Below are 15,164 nucleotides of genomic sequence, written 5' to 3' on the forward strand. Positions count from 1 at the left end.
GTAGGGGGCGAGGCTTGGAGGGTGGATGCGGATCGGGATCCTGGGGCCGCTCCAGGTTGCGGGGGCCGCGGTCGGCGGCGCGCGGGTGCGGGCGCTGCTGGTACGGCTGGCGCTCGACCCTGGGCGGGTGGTGACGACCGACCGGTTGATCGACGACCTGTGGCCGGGCGAGCCGCCCGAGCATCCGATGGCCGCGCTGCAGTCGCTGGTGTCCAGGGCGCGCAGGGAAGGGCCGGGCCTGATCTCCTCCCATCCGAACGGCTACCTGCTCGACGTACCCGCCGGTGAGGTGGACGCGTGGGAGTTCGAGCGGCTGGCCCGCGTGGGAGACGCGCACGCGGCGCTGGCGCTCTGGCGCGGACCGGCGCTGGCCGGTGTCGATCTGCCCTTCGCGGAGGCCCCGGCCGCGCGGCTGGAGGAGCTGCGGCTGGCGGCGCTGGCGACCCGGATCGCGGCGGACCTCGCCGCGGGCGGCGCCATCACGGGCCGCGACGTCATGAGCGGTGACGTCGTGGGCGGCGACGTCGTGGCCGAGTTGGAGGAGTTGGTCGCCGAGCACCGGCTGCGTGAGCCGTTCCACGCGTTGCTGATGCGGGCCATGGTGGCGAGCGGGCGGCGGGGAGAGGCGCTGGAGGTCTTCGAGCGGATCAGGGCGGAGCTGGCGGACGAGCTGGGCGTCGATCCGGGAGCCGAGCTGCGCGAAGCGCACCTCGCGGCGCTGCGGGACGAGGAGCCGGCGCCGCGGACCAACCTGCCCGCCCGGCTGACCAGCTTCGTCGGGCGGAACGACGACGTCTCCCGGATCCGGACGCTGGCGGGCGCCCGGCTGATCACCCTCGTGGGGCCCGGCGGGGCGGGAAAGACCCGGCTGGCCGTCGAGGCCGCCGCGACGCTGCGGGTGCCCGACGGGGTGTGGCTGGTCGAGCTGGCCTCTGCAGCCGGTGTACGGGCCGCGCTGGAAGCCGTGCTCAAGACATCTGACCTGGTCAGAGCGCTGCGCGGCACGTCACCCGTGATCGTGCTGGACAACTGCGAGCACCTGATCGACGAGGCCGCGCGGGTGGCGCAGTGGCTGCTGGGCGAGGTGGCCGGGCTGCGGATCATCGCCACCAGCAGGGAGCCGCTGAACATCTCCGGCGAGTCCCTGCATCCCGTGCTCCCGTTACCGCAGGAGCCCGCCGTGGAGTTGCTCCGCGACCGGGCCGCCGCCGCCCGCCCCGACCTGGTGCTGGCGCCGGCCGAGGCAGCGCGGATCTGCCGCGAGCTCGACGGCATCCCGCTGGCCATCGAGCTGGCCGCCGCCCGGCTGCGGACGATGTCGGTGTCCATGCTGGTCGAGCAGCTCGGCGACCGGCTGGCCTTCCGCGGCAGCCGTACCTCCGAGCCCAGGCACCGCACGCTCCGCGCGGTCATCGACTGGAGCTGGAACCTGCTGTCGGAGGAGGAGCGGGAGCTGCTGCGCGGGCTGTCGGTGTTCTCCGGCGGCGCGACGGCCGAGGCGATCGCCCGGATCTGCGGCGGTGATCTCGACCTGCTCTCCTCACTGGTCGACAAGTCGCTGATCGCGGTCTCCGGCGACCGCTACACGATGCTGGAGACGATCAGGCAGTACGTCACGGGCGACCTCCCGGAGATCAGGCAGGCCCATGCCGGCTACTACGCCGAGCTGGCCGAGTCCGCCGAGCCGCACCTGCGGACGGATGAGCAGGTCAAGTGGCTGGCGATACTCGACGCCGAGCAGGGCAACCTGGACGCGGCGCTCCGGCATTCCGACGACCCGCTCCGGATCATCCTGCCCAGGCTGTGGCCGTGGATGATGCGCGGGCGGCGGCACGAGATCGCCGCGCACGCGACCGCCGTGCTGCGCAGGGTCGGCGACGTGGCGCCCGAGGGGCGGGAGCTGGCCCATGGGCTCTGCATGATGGCCGCCATGGGCACCGAGCCGACCCGGGCGGTCCTGGAGTCGGACCATCCGGCGGCGCTGCACTCGTGGGCGATGATCATCGCGCTGGGCCCGCCCCGCGACGTGGTGGCCATCACGGAGGCGGGCGCCGAGCGGCTGCGCGATCATCCCGACACCTGGACCAGGTCGACGGCGCTGCTAGTGGCGGGCATCGTACGGTTCGAGTACGGGGCGGTCGCCGGCGCCGAGTCCCTGCTGGAGCCGGCGCTCGACGGCTTGCGCCGGACCGGCGACCGCTGGGGACAGTGGGCCGCCTATTACTGGCTGTCGCTGGCCGCCGAGAACCGCGGCGACTTCGCCCGCGCGCTGGTCCTGGCCAAGGAGCCGGAGCCGATCGCGGCGGAGCTCGCCGCGCTGGGGGCGCCGCTCGGGCCGATGAGTTTCCTGCTGCGGCTCGGCCAGCTCATGACGCGCTCGGGCGACCATGCCGGCGCGGCCACCGCCCTGGAGCGGGCCTGGCAGGCGGCGCTGCGGTCCGAAGACCCGCTGGCCATCGCCCGGGTCATGCACGCCAGAGCCGAGCTGGCCAGGCGTTCCGGCGATCGGGGCGAGGCCGCCCGGCTGCTGCGCAGCGCCCTGGCGATGGACATGGACGCTCCTCCCCAGTTCAGGGCGTTCATGAACGTCGAGCTGGCCCGTGTCGCCGAGCCGGACGAGCCGTTGCGCAGAGCGCTGGAGCTCATGGCCACCTGCGAGGACAGGACCGCCCGCGCGACCGTGCTCGAAGGCGTGGCCGAGCACCGCGAGCCCCTGACGGCCGCCGAGCTGCTGGGGGCGGCCAGGGTGCTCCGCGGGATCACCGAGTCGGCCGACCCGTTCGTGGTCGCGCTGGCCACGCGCTGCCGGACGGCGCTGGGCACGCGGCGCTATGAGGAGGCCTTGGTCAAGGGGGCGTCGATCCCGAACCCGGAGAGGTACGCGCTGAGCCCGCTCTCGTCCCCGTGATAGCCGATGTAGCCGTCGGGGCGGACCAGGATGACGCCTTCCTGCCCGTCGAGCGGCGGCAGGACCCTGATCGTGTCGCCGTACTCCCGGCCGGTGGCGCCGAGCAGCAGGAAGTGCGTGCCGCGCTGCTCGTCGAAGAGCGTCCCCAGGCGTTCGCCGCCCCGCTCGCCCACGGACAGGGCGCTGCCGAGGTAGGCCAGGTCGAGCTGGTTGGTGTCGTCACCGCGCTCGATGTCGCGCTCCCGGTGCAGCCGGGTGCTGAGACCCAGCACGTGCGCGGCCACCGCCATCCGCTCGTCCTCGTAGGTGTCGATCAGCGCCGCCGAGCCGGCCGCGAGCTTCCAGGCCAGGTTGTAGGCGTCCTGGACCCCGGTGTTGAGCCCCTGGCCGCCGGCCGGCGAGTGCACGTGCGCGGCGTCCCCGGCCAGGAACACCCGGCCCACGCGGAACCGCTCGGCCATCCGGACGTTGGCCCGGTAGTCCGAGCGCCACAGGATCTCGTCGAGGTGGACGTGCGGGGCGTGCCTCGTGACGAGCGCGCGCAGGTCGTCCTCGCCCGTGTACGGCGCGACGAGCTGGAAGACGTCCGTGTTCGGCAGCGGGCAGAGGCCGAAGTACATGACCTGCTCCTCCATGGAGCCCCAGAGGTGCCAGTGGTCGCGGTCCAGGTCGCCGGTCTTGACATCGGCCAGCAGCATGCGCTCGCTCTCGTACGTCTCCCCCGCGAAGCCGACGCCGAGCTGCTTGCGGATGGTGCTGCGGCCACCGTCGGCGCCGACGAGGTAGGCGCAGCGGACGGTCTCGCCGCCGCCGAGCGTGGCCGTCACCCCTTGCTCGTCCTGCTCGAAGCCGGTCACCTCGGTGCCGAACTCGACCCGATGGCCCAGCTCGGCGAGCCGGTCGCGGAGGATCCGCTCGGTGCGCCACTGCGGCTGCATGATCAGGTTCGGGTACGGGATGCCCGGCGACGGCTCCTTGGGCTCGTCCATCCGGCCTTCCCAGACGATCTGCTCGCCCTTGTAGCTCCTGATGCCCGGGTAGCCGCTCCCGGTGGCGAGGATCTCGTCGATGACGCCGAGGTCGTCGAAGACCTCCAGTGTGCGGGGCTGCAGCCCCTTGCCGCGCACTCCCGTGGGGGGCTCGGCCGACCTCTCGACGATGCGCAGGTCCACGCCGCGGCGGGCGAGCTCGATGGCCAGGGTCAGTCCTGTCGGCCCGGAGCCGACGATGAGTACGTGTGTCATGCCGGCCACGATGCGCGCGGCCGCTGCCAGATCTCTGTCAGCCGCTGTCGCGGGGTTTCGACTGCGGCATGGGCGAAACCATGTCTTGGCTTAGACGAGACTATTTGCAGGCGCGACGGCGGATACTAGCCGTGATCTCCCGTCATCACGGAGAATGCGCAGGGTGGGGGCAACTTCCACCTCTAAGTGAGGAGACCTGTGGCCGATACAGGCACGCTCGAAACCCGTGGTAGTGACTTCGCGAAACTAGCCCGACAAATCCAGGACGCCGGCCTGCTCGACCGGCGTCCGGTCTACTACGCCGTGCGGCTGACCCTGGTGTTGGCCGCTTACGTCGGTATGTGGGCGTTGTTCTGGTGGGTCGGCGACTCATGGTGGCAACTGCTGGTGGCCGTGGCGCTCGGCGTGGCCTCCGCGCAGATCGGGTTCGTCGCCCACGACCTGGGGCACCGGCAGGTCTTCAGGACCCGCCGGGCGAGTGACATCGTCGGGCTGCTCATCGGCGACTTCGGCATCGGGCTGGGCTGGGGCTGGTGGAACACCAAGCACAACCGCCACCACGCCAACCCCAACCACGAGGACGAGGACCCCGACGTCTCCCCCGCCGTGATCGTCTGGTCGACCGATCAGGTACGCCGGAGCCAGGGTCTGCCGAGGTTCATCGCCAAGTGGCAGGCGTTCTGGTTCTTCCCCCTGCTCACGCTGGAGGCGTGGCACCTGCACATCGCCAGTGTCAAGGCGGTGTTCCAGCCGACGACGAAGCACCGGAAGTGGGAGGGGGCGCTGCTGCTGGCGCACTTCGCCTGCTACTTCGGCATCGTCTTCGCCGTGCTGCCGCTCGGTATGGCCCTGGTCTTCGTGGTGGTGCACCAGGGGCTGTTCGGCGTCTATCTGGGCAGCACGTTCGCGCCCAATCACAAGGGCATGCCGATCCTCACCAAGGCCGACAAACTCGACTACCTCCGCAAGCAGGTGCTGACCTCGCGCAACGTCAAGGGCGGCGTGTTCGTGGACGTGGCGCTCGGCCAGCTCAACTACCAGATCGAGCACCACCTGTTCCCCAACATGCCGTCGCCGAACCTGCGCAAGGCCCAGCCGATCGTCCGGCAGTACTGCGCCGACCTGGGCGTCAGCTACCTGGAGACCGGGCTGATCGCCTCCTACGGCCAGGCGCTGCGCCACCTGCACGAAGTGGGCGCCCCCCTGCGCTGAGCAGCCCAGCGGATCAGCCGCCGTCGCGACGCCGGAGGAGGTCGTCGCGGCGACGTTCCAGGTCCGCGATCAGCTCTTCCTGCTCGTCGGCCATGCTGATCATCGCGCCGATCTCCACCTGATCGGTGGCGCCCATGTCACCGATCTGGTCGCGCAGATCCTTGGTCTGGGCTCGCAACCTGGTCAGGTCCTCTTCGACCTGACGCAACTCGTCTTCTACGCTCATGCTCCGGCTCTACCCATTGCGGGGCGGTTGGGCACCCGGACGGCAGGCCGTACAGAATGGGCGGCATGCGCACGTTGTCGGCCGGCACCATCGTGTCGCTCGCGGTGGTCATCGCCGTGCTGGCGGGCACGGTGGCCACGTCCTTCCTCCAGCCGGGCATCGCTCCGAACGCGCTGGACGTCCTGCTGCCGCTCGCGGCCGGTGCCGCGGTGCTGGCGCGGCAGCGCTACCCGGTGGCGGCGCTGATCGTCGTGCTGGTGGCCGTCGCGCTCTACTATCCGTTCGCCCGGCTCGACGGGCCGATGATCGTCCTGTCGTTCGTGGTGCTTTACACCGCCGCCGAGCTGGGCCACCTGATCGCCGCCATAGCCGCGGGCGCGGCCTCGCTGCTGGCCATGGGGCTGGGCGAGACCGGCGGGATCAGGCACGTGGACGACAGCATGTTCCTGATGATCGCCGGTTGGGTGGTGGCCGCCGTCGCCGGTGGCGGCGTCACCCGCAACCGGCGCGCCTACCTGCGGGAGGCCGAACGGCGCGTGCTCGACGCCCTGCACAGCAAGGAGGAGGAGGCCAGGCTGCGGGCGAGTGAGGAACGGCTGCGCATCGCCAGAGAGCTGCACGACGTACTCGGGCACAACATCTCGATGATCAACGTACAGGCCGCGGCGGCGCTGCACGGGCTGAAGAAACGGCCGGAGGCCGCGGAGGCCGCGCTGCGGACGATCAAGGAGACCAGCAAGGAGACGCTGCGCGAGCTGCGTACCACGCTCGGGGTGCTGCGGCAGGTGGACGAGGGCGCGCCGACCGCGCCCGCCGACAGCCTGGCCCGGATGGAGGCGCTGGTCGCGGGCTCGGGGCTGGACGTGCGGACCGAGCTGTCCGGGCGGCTGGACGAGGTGCCGACCGAGGTGGACCTGGCCGCGACCCGCATCATCAGGGAGGCCCTGACGAACGTCTCCCGGCACTCGGGAGCCGACGCGGCTCGGCTGACTGTCACCAACGAGTCCGGACATATCGTGATCCGCGTGGAGGATGATGGGCCGGGGGCGACGTTCACCGACGGGACCGGGTACGGGCTCCAGGGCATGCGTGAGCGCGCCACCGCGCTGGGCGGCACCCTGGAGGCGGGCCCCCGGCCTGACGGCGGCTTCCTGGTCGTCGCCGACCTTCCACTGAACGGAGTGCGATGATCCGCACGGTGCTCGCCGACGACCAGAACCTCGTACGGGCCGGATTCCGGTCCATCCTGAACGACGAGGACGGCATCGAGGTGGTCGGCGAGGCGGCCAACGGCGCCGAGGCCGTGGCCAGGACCCGCGAGCTACGACCTGACGTGGTGCTGATGGACATCCGGATGCCCGAGCTGGACGGCCTGGAGGCGACCCGGATGATCGTCACGGACCCGCGGCTCGACGGCGTCAAGGTGATCATCCTGACCACGTTCGACCTGGACGACTACGTCTACGGCGCGCTGCGTGCGGGCGCGAGCGGCTTCCTGGTCAAGGACACCGAGCCGGCCGAGCTGATCCACGCGGTCAGGGTGGTGGCCAGAGGGGACGCGCTGATCGCGCCCTCGGTGACCCGGCGGTTGATCGCCGAGTTCGCCGGCCGGGTCAAGCGCCCGGAGCCGGGCCCCCGGCTCAACGCGCTCACCGAGCGCGAGCGGGAGGTCATGGCGCTGGTCGCGGCCGGGCTGTCCAACGACGAGATCGCGGCCCGGCTGGTGCTCAGCCCGGCCACGGCCAAGACGCACGTCAGCCGCATCATGACCAAGCTCGGCTCGCGCGACAGGGCGCAGATCGTGGTGCTCGCCTACGAGGCCGGCATGATCACCCCGGGCTGGCTTACCCCCTGAGTTGTACGGCGGGCGGTCCGTTGACACCACAGGTGTACGACAGGTGCACGCCCCGGCATGACGCGGCGGAGGTGACCTTGACCGGAACCTCTGAGCATGGAGACCGTAGACCTCGCCCGCCTGCAGTTCGCCCTCACCGCAGGGGCGCACTTCCTGTTCGTCGCGCTGACCCTCGGGCTGGCGACGCTGGTGGCCGTCATCCAGACCTGGGCCACCTTGACCGACAGCCCGGTGCACCTGCGGATGACCCGGTTCTGGGGGCAGCTCTACATCATCAACTACGCGATGGGCATCGTCACCGGGCTGGTCATGGAGTTCCAGCTCGGGCTGTCGTGGAGCGGGCTCACCGAGTTCGCCGGGAACGTGTTCGGCTCCTCGCTGGCGATCGAGACGATCGTGGCGTTCTTCGTCGAGTCCACCTTCCTGGGCCTGTGGATCTTCGGCTGGAACAAGCTGAACCGGTGGGCGCACCTGGCGCTGATCTGGGTCGTCACGCTGACGGCCTACGCCTCGGCGTTCTGGATCCTGATCTCCAACGGCTTCCTGCAGAACCCGGTGGGCTACCAGCTCAAGGACGGCGTCCTGCGGCTCACCGACTTCGGCGCGCTGGTGGCCAACCCGGCGGCGCTGGTCGCCTTCTTCCACATCGGCGGCGGCGCGCTGATCGTCGGCGGCTTCCTGATGGCCGGGGTGAGCGCCTACCACCTGGCCAAGCGCACCGCCGAGCAGGACTTCTTCCGTAAGTCGCTGCGCCTCGGGATCGGCGTGGCGCTGCCCGCGACGCTGTTCACCGCGACGTTCGGCGGCATCGGCTTCCAGACGCTGCAGCCGACGAAGCTGGCCGCCTGGTCGGGCAGCGCGCACCGGCTGGCCGAGGCGCAGGCGGAGATGGTGGCCAAGTACGGACCGGGTGACTACCTGCCACCTTTGGGCTGGGTGCACGCCGGCGGGATCACCATGCTGACGCTCTTCGCGGTGCTCTTCTTCGTCTCCGGGGCGAGCTTCCTGTTGATGCTGTTCCGGCCGGTCGTGCGGGGCTTCCGGCCGTGGCATTGGCTGCTGACCGCGTTGATCCCCGTCCCGTTCGTGACCATGATCGCCGGGTGGATCTTCCGCGAGATGGGCCGCCAGCCCTGGGCCGTGTACGGCCTGCTGAAGACGGCCGACGCCATGTCACCGGTGTCGTACGGCCAGATCAGGTTCTCGCTGATCGCCTTCGTCACCGTGTTCACCGTGCTCATCCTGGTCAACTACTGGCTGCTGGCCAGGACCGCCCGCAAGGGACCGGGTGAGGTCGCGCTGGGCGACCGCCCGATCGAGACCGCCGCCCCCGTCCTGACCTTCTGAGGAGCCGTCATGGAGATCCTGATCCTGGCCTTCTTCGCGCTCGGCTACCTCGTGCTGGCCGGGGCCGACATCGGCGTCGGCATGGTGCTGCCGTACCTGGGGCGCGGCGCGGACGAGCGGCGCGAGGCGATCGCCGCGATCGCGCCGTTCTTCCTCGGCAACGAGGTGTGGCTGGTGGCCGCCGCGGGAGTGCTCGCCGGGCTCTTCCCCGCGCTGGAGGGCTCGTTGCTGAGCGGCAACTACTCGCTCGTCGTGATGCTGCTGCTCTCCTGGGTCATCCGGGACAGCGGCCTGTGGCTGCGCGGGCGGCTGCCCGGCGCTCGCTGGCAGGGGTTCTGGGACGGCGCCGTCGTCGTCGGTAGCTGGGGGCTGGCGCTGAGCTGGGGTTGCCTGCTCAGTGACGTGCTGCTCGGCATCCACGGGCCCATCGCGCTGGTGCCCGCCCTGCTGGTGGCCGCGCTGTTCGCCACGCACGGGCTGTCGTTCGCGGCACTGCGACTGCGGGGCGTGCTCCGGGAGCGGGCGGCGGTGCTGTCCGGCGGCGCCGGCGAGGGCCGCACCTACGCCCTGACGGCGACGGCCCTGGTGGCGATTGGCGTCCTGACGGGCTTCCGGCTGCCACTGGCACCGGGCACCTCGGGCGCGCTCCTGGTGCCGGTCGTCCTCACGATGATCCCGTTCCTGGTGGCCTCACAGGCATGGGTCTGGTGGACCTTCCGGCACCGGGTGACGGGCCCGTCGTACCTGTAACTCCCAAGTCCCAGCTGGCCCTCAGGGTCTTCGGCAGAGCATCGCTCCGTCCGGGACGACAGGATTTGCACCTGCGACCCCTTGACCCCCCAGATCAGCGGTCCGCTGTCCCTGTGGGCACGACCCACTGGGTGGGCTGTCCGGTGATCGATGCGACCATATCGAAGTCGCCGTCGTAGTGGAGCACGGTCGCCCGGTGACGTTCGGCAGTGGCGGCAATAAGGAGATCCGCCATGGACAGGGCACGGTGAAAACCACGCTCCAACGCGACGCCTTGAACCTCGAGCACGCGCTCGAACACCTCGTCTCCGCAGTAGAGAAAGTTGAAGCCGCGCAGCAGGAAGTGGATGCGGGCCATGTCCGGCTTGTTGCGAGCGCTGTAGACCATCTCCCATTCCACCGCCGCGCAGGTGGCCAGGACGCCCCGGTCACTGAAATCATCCAGAACCCGGCCGACGGAGGGATGGCCCCAGCGCGCGAGCGCGGATTTGTCAGCGAGGTAATCGGTCACGCAGCACCTTGCTGCGTGGAGCGCTGAAGGGTGCCGTCGGCATTGCGGGGACCGGTGTTCTCCACGATCTCGCTGAGGTCGAGCTCCCCGCTCTTGATCGCGTTCGCGAGCTCCTGACGGAGATGGCGCTTGACGGCATCCTCCATGGCCATGCGCACAGCCTTCGCTTTGGTCTTTGAGCCATAGATGCGCATGGCCTCGGCCACCATCTCGTCATCGAGGTCGATGACAGTTCGGGACATGACAGGACCCCTCCGTTGGCCATCCTCCCCCAAACGATACCGCACACGCAGGAAGATAGATATCATTTCCCGCTGGGCGTGGGACTCCCCTCGCGACGCTGCACCGCAAGGTGCGTCCAGTCGCAAGGCCGGGTACCGATCAACAGGGGTGCCTCCCCACTGACCCCCTGCCCTCAGGGTGCGAGATGCTCCCTCAGACCCGGCGGCCATGCCTCGAGTTCCCGGTCCACCAACAGCTCAGCGTGCTCAGGCGGCCCTTCGACCCGGAACAGCACGACCCGCCCCTCCGGCTCGGGCGCGGCCACAACACGGTGCGCGATCTTCGCCGGGTCGAACGGGAAGTCCCAGTGCGCCAGCCGGCCGTACACCCGGCCGTCGGCGACCAGCTCTGACCGCCGCACCCACGGGCTCCGCGAGCTGCCCACCGCCGCGCGAAGCAGGGAGCTCCCCGGGTGCGGCCACTCCGCATCGGACTCGTCCACGATCACGGCCGATCCGGACCGCAGCCGCAGCGGCTGTGTGGTGGCCTCGGTCAGCGCCGCCAGCAAGGATTCGTCCGCGACCGTGAACCGATCGAGCAGCAGGGCCGCGCCCACGGCGTCGACGTCGCCGTACACGTCATAGAACGTGGCGGTGGTCCGAGCGGCGGGATCTTCCATCCTGCGGATATCGCCAGGTTTTGGACGCGCGAGGTGGGTACGCTTCCCCATCGGCCCGATTGGCTGGCCACTCACCAACACACAGATGGCCAAATCGCTTCTCCTCGCCACCCCAAGTCGGATGGGAAGCTCAGAGAATTACGCCGGAGCGGCGTGCGACAGCCCGTAGACCGGAGAGCTTGCTGCGGCGGTCTCGATGGAGCAGGTCGGTGATCACCTGTCGGAGGCCGGTTCGGCTGACCTCCGAGGGAGCTTGGCTGCAGCGTTCGGCACCCGCACCTACGTCAGGCACTGTTGCATGGTCTTCCGTCGCGAGCCCGTGATCGGGCAGACCCGGAGCTCGCGGCCTGTCTCGTCGACGACCTTCCTGCGTCCCAAGGGCCGCTCGAGTAGGACGGGCACTTCGACGCCACGGAGGATGTCGAGCACGGCAGGAGGCCACAACTCGTCCCGCCACATCTCCAGCAGCGTGCGTTCGGGGGGCGGGCAGGCATCACGAAGCACTATCCGAAGCCGAACACTCGCCTCGGACTCGACGGCTTCGACTTTGTCGGTCTGGAGACATGCCGAGTCGCTCGCCCCGCCGAAGACCTGCAGGATCAGGACCCGTCCTTCCACCATGACCGTGTCGATCCGCCCGGGAAAGGGCGGTTCGACCGGCCGGGACTCCCGCATGCCAGCCACCATGGAGACGGCGACGGCCAGCACCAGGAGGCAGAACATGCGCCACAGGAAGGACGGGCCCAGGGGGTTCATTTCTTGTAGACGTCCTTGCCGACTGCCTTCATTACGTCATGGATGTCGGTGAAGAAGTTCTCGCAGGTGGACACGCTAGGCTTGCCTTCGACGTTGTTGCTGCCGTGGTGGATGCCCTTGGCCACCACGAATCCATCGCCCTTGCGGAAGGTGTAGACAGGAGCGCCCGAGTCACCCCCGATCGTGCACCGGCCGGATTTCTTACCGACCTGAACCCAGCGTGTAGTGCTATCCGAGGCCTCGAGCTTCACGCCGATGTCGGTGACTTTGAAGCCGCAGATCTGTCCGTTGGACAGGACCTTTGTATTCGGGCTGGCACCGCCGACGCAGTATTGGTCTTTTTCTTTCGCGGGGATCGAGAATCGCCCACCCACCCATTCCTTTACTGTTGAGTCCCTGGGACCGATGAAGATGGTGGGGCTGGTGACCCGGCCGAGTACCGTCTGTATCAGGGACACGTCGCCATAATAGGTCGGCTGGTTCGGCAGTTTGATCGTTCCTTGACCGGCCACCCAGTTCGTCCATTCGAGGACACCAGCGCTCGGGGTTCCGCCAGGCGCAACGCAGTGCCCGGCGCTCACCATGAGGTGGTCGGCCGCAGTCCCCATGGCGAATCCAGTCGTGCACCCCCCTCTGGTGCCGTCGGGATTCAAGGAAGAGAACGTTGAGCCGCCGTTAAGCTTTCCCGTGTCATTCTGTCGGCTGTCCGCGGCGGAGGTGGAGGCGGAGGATGTCGTGCCGACGTCCAGGCGCGGACGGTCACTCTCCGACCGCAGCCAGATGGCGACGTTGTACGTGCCGTACCGGTCCGCCAATGCCTTACGCAGCCCGGCGGAGGCGTCGGTGGACTGCACCACGACCAGGTTGCGCTCGGGCCAGATGTGCGTGGCGAACAGCGCGGTTCCCGCCGGGATCGTCTCGTCCAGATCGAGCACCTGGTCGGTGATGGTGTTCAGCGCCTGGTAGCTGTTGGCGACCTCGGCATATCGGGGAGTGATCGAGTACGGGGTTTCCGCGGCGGCCACCGCGGCAGTCCTGGCCGCCGGCGAATCCTCGTTCTCGAAACCGGTCGCGAGGGTTTCATCGGCGTCGCCGTTGTCCAGCGCGATCCCGCTCAGCACCTGGCTAGCGGTGCCCTTGCCCGCAAGCGTCGCGGGAGCGACCACCTGCCCGCTGGCCGGGTCGAAGTAGGGCGGGGCCAAGGTGGTGGCGTTGGTCTGTGCACGGTCGTCAGCGCCGTTCAACGCGTGCACGTTCTCGGAGGAGACCGGTAGCCCGTCCAGCTTCCAGTCCGCGGGCGCGGTGAACACTTCCACCCCGTCGGGTCCCGCCGGGTACAGGACCTGAGGTGCCGGGACCGGTTGGGTGACGACCGTCAGCTTCGGCACCTCGGTGCCGGGGTCGCCGTACTCGGTGGAGGCGAGCTCGCGGAAGTTGTCGGAGGTGTTGGCCTCGTTCGGCTCCTGCAGTGTGAGCCCGTAGTTGGGGCTGCCGCTAGCCCAGGCTGCGGCGATCTCCTTGACAGGCCAGTCGAGTGTCCCTCTGCCGCAGTCGCTGGCGTGGGACTGGGTGACGATCGTGGCGCCCTCGGTGGTCGTGGCCGGCTTGTTGGCCCAGGTGAGGTTGTTCGGATCCCAGCGGCTGGTGGTCCGCCGGACCTGGATACCGTCTCCAACCTCTCCACAGCCCGGGCCATCGGTGTTCACCACCGACAACTTCGCGTCGATGATGCGCTGACCCGTGAGAGCCATGGTGTCGAAGCGCAGCAGGACGCGGTTACGTATGCCGAAGATGCCGCCGGCCATCAGCAACGGCGAAGACGGGTCGCCCGCGCCGCCCTCGTCGGAGACGTCCACGTCCGCACTCGCCGGCATCGCGACCGAGCCGCTGATCGTCACGGGGAAGGCCGCGGTGTCCAGCTTCGCGCCGTCCAGCGCCACCCGCAGGTTGTCGCCGGACTGCTCGCTCTTGAACGCGCTGGGGGCTGATTTCGTGGCCGTCCGCTGTCCTGGCTTGATGTGCAGGCGGGGCGTTGACGCGTGCAGAATGGTTCGCCCCTGAGCGTCCACGAGCTCCTCCCGCTGCTCGCTGGGTGAGGCGCCCTTCATCTGCACGGGAAGTGTGAGGTCCAGGGGTTTCGCCGGGCGACGCTGCAGGACGATCTCGTAGCGAAATCCCGCTGCCATGGCGCTGACCACGAGCTGGGCACCATCGCCCAAGTCGTACGTCGCTCGGTTCGCCGAGACCTGAGGGCGCGGGAGCGGGGTCGGCCATGACAGGGCGAGCGATTGGCCTCCGGCGGTCGACAGCTGGGCGAACGGTTCGGACTTCCCGCCCGCCGTGAAAGCGAGCGGAGCCTTCACGAGTTTCGGCCGAAGCGCGCCGTCCTTCTCGACGAGCCCCGTGTCGATCCAGGCCCACGCTCCGTTGTTCTGCTTGAGTCGCACGGGTCGGGACCAGGTTTCGATGATCACCTGCCCGTCCTGCCGACGGACCACTCGCCGAGATTCTGTGGCGGCGCCCAGGATCTCGCCTGGCAGCTGCTTGGTCGCGGCCGCCATGGAAACAGGCGACGGGCCGGCTTGTTGTGCTTGGACGGGCGGAGGGTTGAGGACCGAGGCGGCGAGGGCCGCACTCGCTGTGACGGCGAGAGCTGAGCTTCGTAACGACCGTGTAAACCGCAAAGGCGCCATCTCCATGAAGATCCTGACAATCCGGAAAACTCGGAGTGAGCGTAGATCACGAACGGCTTGACGGCAAGATCAACACTGAGTCATGGCATGATGATCAGAGCGTGGATTTCCGCAGCATGGCATGTACGGATGCCTCCCGTACTTTCGGCGTAGGGGATCTCGGGCAGGCAAAAGGGGTCCGGTTCAGCCGGACCCCTTCTACGGAAAGTGAGCTACGAGAGGTCGAACTCTCCCTTGCCGGCTCCGTCCAGGAAGGCTGACCACTCTGCGTGAGTGAACGCCAGGACGGGCCCCGATCCGTGATCCTTGGTGTCCCTCACCAGAACCGAGTCATCGGCGCGCCGCATCACCTCGACGCAGCTACCGCCGTTGCCGCCCGACGCTTTCGCCTTGGTCCAGACTCCTACTGGCAGACCTGGTGTGTTACTCATAGCGGCCCATCACCTCGCGTATGATCTCCCTGCTGGCGTCAACGGGATGCGCCATGTTGGACAGGGCATCCCATCGCACGATAAGCGCTTGCACGGTCTGAGTGCGATTGGTTACTCGACCTTCCTCGACGCTCTCTATGTAGGCGTGGTCAGGTCCGCCGTCCCTCAGAGTAGCCACCTCGAACGCGCCCAGCAGACCCGTGGTCAGCCCTGCCGCAAGGGGTAGCACCCTGACTGAACCCATTTCAACCTCACGCGGTCTGGGCGACGCGATGGTTTTGAAGGACGGCAATGGCCTTACAGAGGTGGCCGGCCTTGGACGGGCTGCAG

General features: G+C 69.0%; 15 protein-coding genes. 6 read left to right on the forward strand and 9 right to left on the reverse strand.

Translation table 11 applies throughout. The features are described from left to right. Positions 1 to 25 precede the first annotated feature (25 nt). The gene (locus tag AB0B91_RS41285) at positions 26 to 2,908 is read left to right on the forward strand and encodes a BTAD domain-containing putative transcriptional regulator (protein WP_358332224.1); all 2,883 of its coding nucleotides are present in this window, start codon (positions 26 to 28) and stop codon (positions 2,906 to 2,908) included. Here AB0B91_RS41285 and AB0B91_RS41290 read toward each other — a convergent pair. Continuing rightward, positions 2,830 to 4,152, reverse strand: coding sequence for an FAD-dependent monooxygenase (locus AB0B91_RS41290; RefSeq protein ID WP_358332227.1), 1,323 nt, complete (start codon positions 4,150 to 4,152; stop codon positions 2,830 to 2,832). The genes AB0B91_RS41285 and AB0B91_RS41290 overlap by 79 nt on opposite strands. A gap of 198 nt (positions 4,153 to 4,350) precedes the next feature. Between AB0B91_RS41290 and AB0B91_RS41295 the strand changes: the two genes are divergently transcribed. Continuing rightward, the gene (locus AB0B91_RS41295) at positions 4,351 to 5,364 is read left to right on the forward strand and encodes an acyl-CoA desaturase (protein ID WP_358332230.1); all 1,014 of its coding nucleotides are present in this window, start codon (positions 4,351 to 4,353) and stop codon (positions 5,362 to 5,364) included. A 13-nt stretch (positions 5,365 to 5,377) separates the two neighbouring features. On the opposite strand, the gene AB0B91_RS41300 is transcribed toward AB0B91_RS41295, so the two are convergent. Further along, positions 5,378 to 5,590 carry a hypothetical protein gene (locus tag AB0B91_RS41300; RefSeq protein ID WP_219527817.1) on the reverse strand — a complete coding sequence of 71 codons (213 nt, stop codon included), beginning with the start codon at positions 5,588 to 5,590 and terminating at the stop codon, positions 5,378 to 5,380. A 65-nt stretch (positions 5,591 to 5,655) separates the two neighbouring features. Here AB0B91_RS41300 and AB0B91_RS41305 point away from each other — a divergent pair, with 65 nt between their 5' ends. The 4 genes from AB0B91_RS41305 to AB0B91_RS41320 all read left to right on the forward strand — a co-directional run bounded on the left by AB0B91_RS41305 (position 5,656) and on the right by AB0B91_RS41320 (position 9,542). Then, complete coding sequence (locus AB0B91_RS41305; protein WP_358332233.1) at positions 5,656 to 6,780, forward strand: histidine kinase; 1,125 nt, start codon at positions 5,656 to 5,658, stop codon at positions 6,778 to 6,780. After that, positions 6,777 to 7,445 (forward strand): response regulator transcription factor, encoded by a 669-nt coding sequence (locus AB0B91_RS41310; RefSeq protein WP_358332236.1) that lies wholly within the window; start codon positions 6,777 to 6,779, stop codon positions 7,443 to 7,445. The genes AB0B91_RS41305 and AB0B91_RS41310 overlap by 4 nt, the downstream gene beginning before the upstream one ends. Positions 7,446 to 7,541: 96 nt before the next feature. Beyond that, complete coding sequence (locus AB0B91_RS41315) at positions 7,542 to 8,792, forward strand: cytochrome ubiquinol oxidase subunit I (RefSeq protein ID WP_358332239.1); 1,251 nt, start codon at positions 7,542 to 7,544, stop codon at positions 8,790 to 8,792. Positions 8,793 to 8,801: 9 nt separating this feature from the next. Next, complete coding sequence (locus AB0B91_RS41320) at positions 8,802 to 9,542, forward strand: cytochrome d ubiquinol oxidase subunit II (protein ID WP_358332242.1); 741 nt, start codon at positions 8,802 to 8,804, stop codon at positions 9,540 to 9,542. A 94-nt stretch (positions 9,543 to 9,636) separates the two neighbouring features. Here the strand turns inward: AB0B91_RS41320 and AB0B91_RS41325 are convergent, their stop codons facing one another. The 7 genes from AB0B91_RS41325 to AB0B91_RS41355 all read right to left on the reverse strand — a co-directional run bounded on the left by AB0B91_RS41325 (position 9,637) and on the right by AB0B91_RS41355 (position 15,078). After that, a complete protein-coding gene (locus AB0B91_RS41325; RefSeq protein ID WP_358332245.1) occupies positions 9,637 to 10,053 on the reverse strand; it encodes a PIN domain nuclease in 417 nt (138 codons plus the stop codon). Continuing rightward, the gene (locus tag AB0B91_RS41330) at positions 10,050 to 10,295 is read right to left on the reverse strand and encodes a type II toxin-antitoxin system VapB family antitoxin (protein WP_357651335.1); all 246 of its coding nucleotides are present in this window, start codon (positions 10,293 to 10,295) and stop codon (positions 10,050 to 10,052) included. The genes AB0B91_RS41325 and AB0B91_RS41330 overlap by 4 nt, the downstream gene beginning before the upstream one ends. 173 nt (positions 10,296 to 10,468) lie before the next feature. Next, positions 10,469 to 10,954 (reverse strand): hypothetical protein, encoded by a 486-nt coding sequence (locus tag AB0B91_RS41335; RefSeq protein WP_358332248.1) that lies wholly within the window; start codon positions 10,952 to 10,954, stop codon positions 10,469 to 10,471. A 279-nt stretch (positions 10,955 to 11,233) separates the two neighbouring features. After that, on the reverse strand, positions 11,234 to 11,710 hold the full coding sequence (locus tag AB0B91_RS41340; protein WP_358332251.1) for a hypothetical protein: 477 nt from the start codon (positions 11,708 to 11,710) through the stop codon (positions 11,234 to 11,236). Continuing rightward, positions 11,707 to 14,271, reverse strand: a complete 2,565-nt coding sequence (locus AB0B91_RS41345; RefSeq protein ID WP_358332254.1) for a DNRLRE domain-containing protein — start codon at positions 14,269 to 14,271, stop codon at positions 11,707 to 11,709. The genes AB0B91_RS41340 and AB0B91_RS41345 overlap by 4 nt, the downstream gene beginning before the upstream one ends. A gap of 344 nt (positions 14,272 to 14,615) precedes the next feature. Then, positions 14,616 to 14,834, reverse strand: coding sequence for a DUF397 domain-containing protein (locus AB0B91_RS41350; RefSeq protein ID WP_357957810.1), 219 nt, complete (start codon positions 14,832 to 14,834; stop codon positions 14,616 to 14,618). Continuing rightward, a complete protein-coding gene (locus tag AB0B91_RS41355; RefSeq protein WP_358332267.1) occupies positions 14,827 to 15,078 on the reverse strand; it encodes a Scr1 family TA system antitoxin-like transcriptional regulator in 252 nt (83 codons plus the stop codon). The genes AB0B91_RS41350 and AB0B91_RS41355 overlap by 8 nt, the downstream gene beginning before the upstream one ends. Positions 15,079 to 15,164 lie beyond the last annotated feature (86 nt).

The organism is Nonomuraea sp. NPDC049141 (genome assembly GCF_040648415.1).
Classification (GTDB): Bacteria; Actinomycetota; Actinomycetes; order Streptosporangiales; family Streptosporangiaceae; genus Nonomuraea.

What these genes read in the sequence shown, in the direction of transcription:
- AB0B91_RS41285 (WP_358332224.1), top strand. Translation starts at nt 26, where the DNA reads ATGCGGATCGGGATCCTGGGGCCGCTCCAGGTTGCGGGGGCCGCGGTC.
- AB0B91_RS41290 (WP_358332227.1), bottom strand. Translation starts at nt 4,152, where the DNA reads ATGACACACGTACTCATCGTCGGCTCCGGGCCGACAGGACTGACCCTG.
- AB0B91_RS41300 (WP_219527817.1), bottom strand. Translation starts at nt 5,590, where the DNA reads ATGAGCGTAGAAGACGAGTTGCGTCAGGTCGAAGAGGACCTGACCAGG.
- AB0B91_RS41305 (WP_358332233.1), top strand. Translation starts at nt 5,656, where the DNA reads ATGCGCACGTTGTCGGCCGGCACCATCGTGTCGCTCGCGGTGGTCATC.
- AB0B91_RS41310 (WP_358332236.1), top strand. Translation starts at nt 6,777, where the DNA reads ATGATCCGCACGGTGCTCGCCGACGACCAGAACCTCGTACGGGCCGGA.
- AB0B91_RS41315 (WP_358332239.1), top strand. Translation starts at nt 7,542, where the DNA reads ATGGAGACCGTAGACCTCGCCCGCCTGCAGTTCGCCCTCACCGCAGGG.
- AB0B91_RS41320 (WP_358332242.1), top strand. Translation starts at nt 8,802, where the DNA reads ATGGAGATCCTGATCCTGGCCTTCTTCGCGCTCGGCTACCTCGTGCTG.
- AB0B91_RS41330 (WP_357651335.1), bottom strand. Translation starts at nt 10,295, where the DNA reads ATGTCCCGAACTGTCATCGACCTCGATGACGAGATGGTGGCCGAGGCC.
- AB0B91_RS41335 (WP_358332248.1), bottom strand. Translation starts at nt 10,954, where the DNA reads ATGGAAGATCCCGCCGCTCGGACCACCGCCACGTTCTATGACGTGTAC.
- AB0B91_RS41340 (WP_358332251.1), bottom strand. Translation starts at nt 11,710, where the DNA reads ATGAACCCCCTGGGCCCGTCCTTCCTGTGGCGCATGTTCTGCCTCCTG.
- AB0B91_RS41345 (WP_358332254.1), bottom strand. Translation starts at nt 14,271, where the DNA reads ATGGCGGCCGCGACCAAGCAGCTGCCAGGCGAGATCCTGGGCGCCGCC.
- AB0B91_RS41350 (WP_357957810.1), bottom strand. Translation starts at nt 14,834, where the DNA reads ATGAGTAACACACCAGGTCTGCCAGTAGGAGTCTGGACCAAGGCGAAA.
- AB0B91_RS41355 (WP_358332267.1), bottom strand. Translation starts at nt 15,078, where the DNA reads ATGGGTTCAGTCAGGGTGCTACCCCTTGCGGCAGGGCTGACCACGGGT.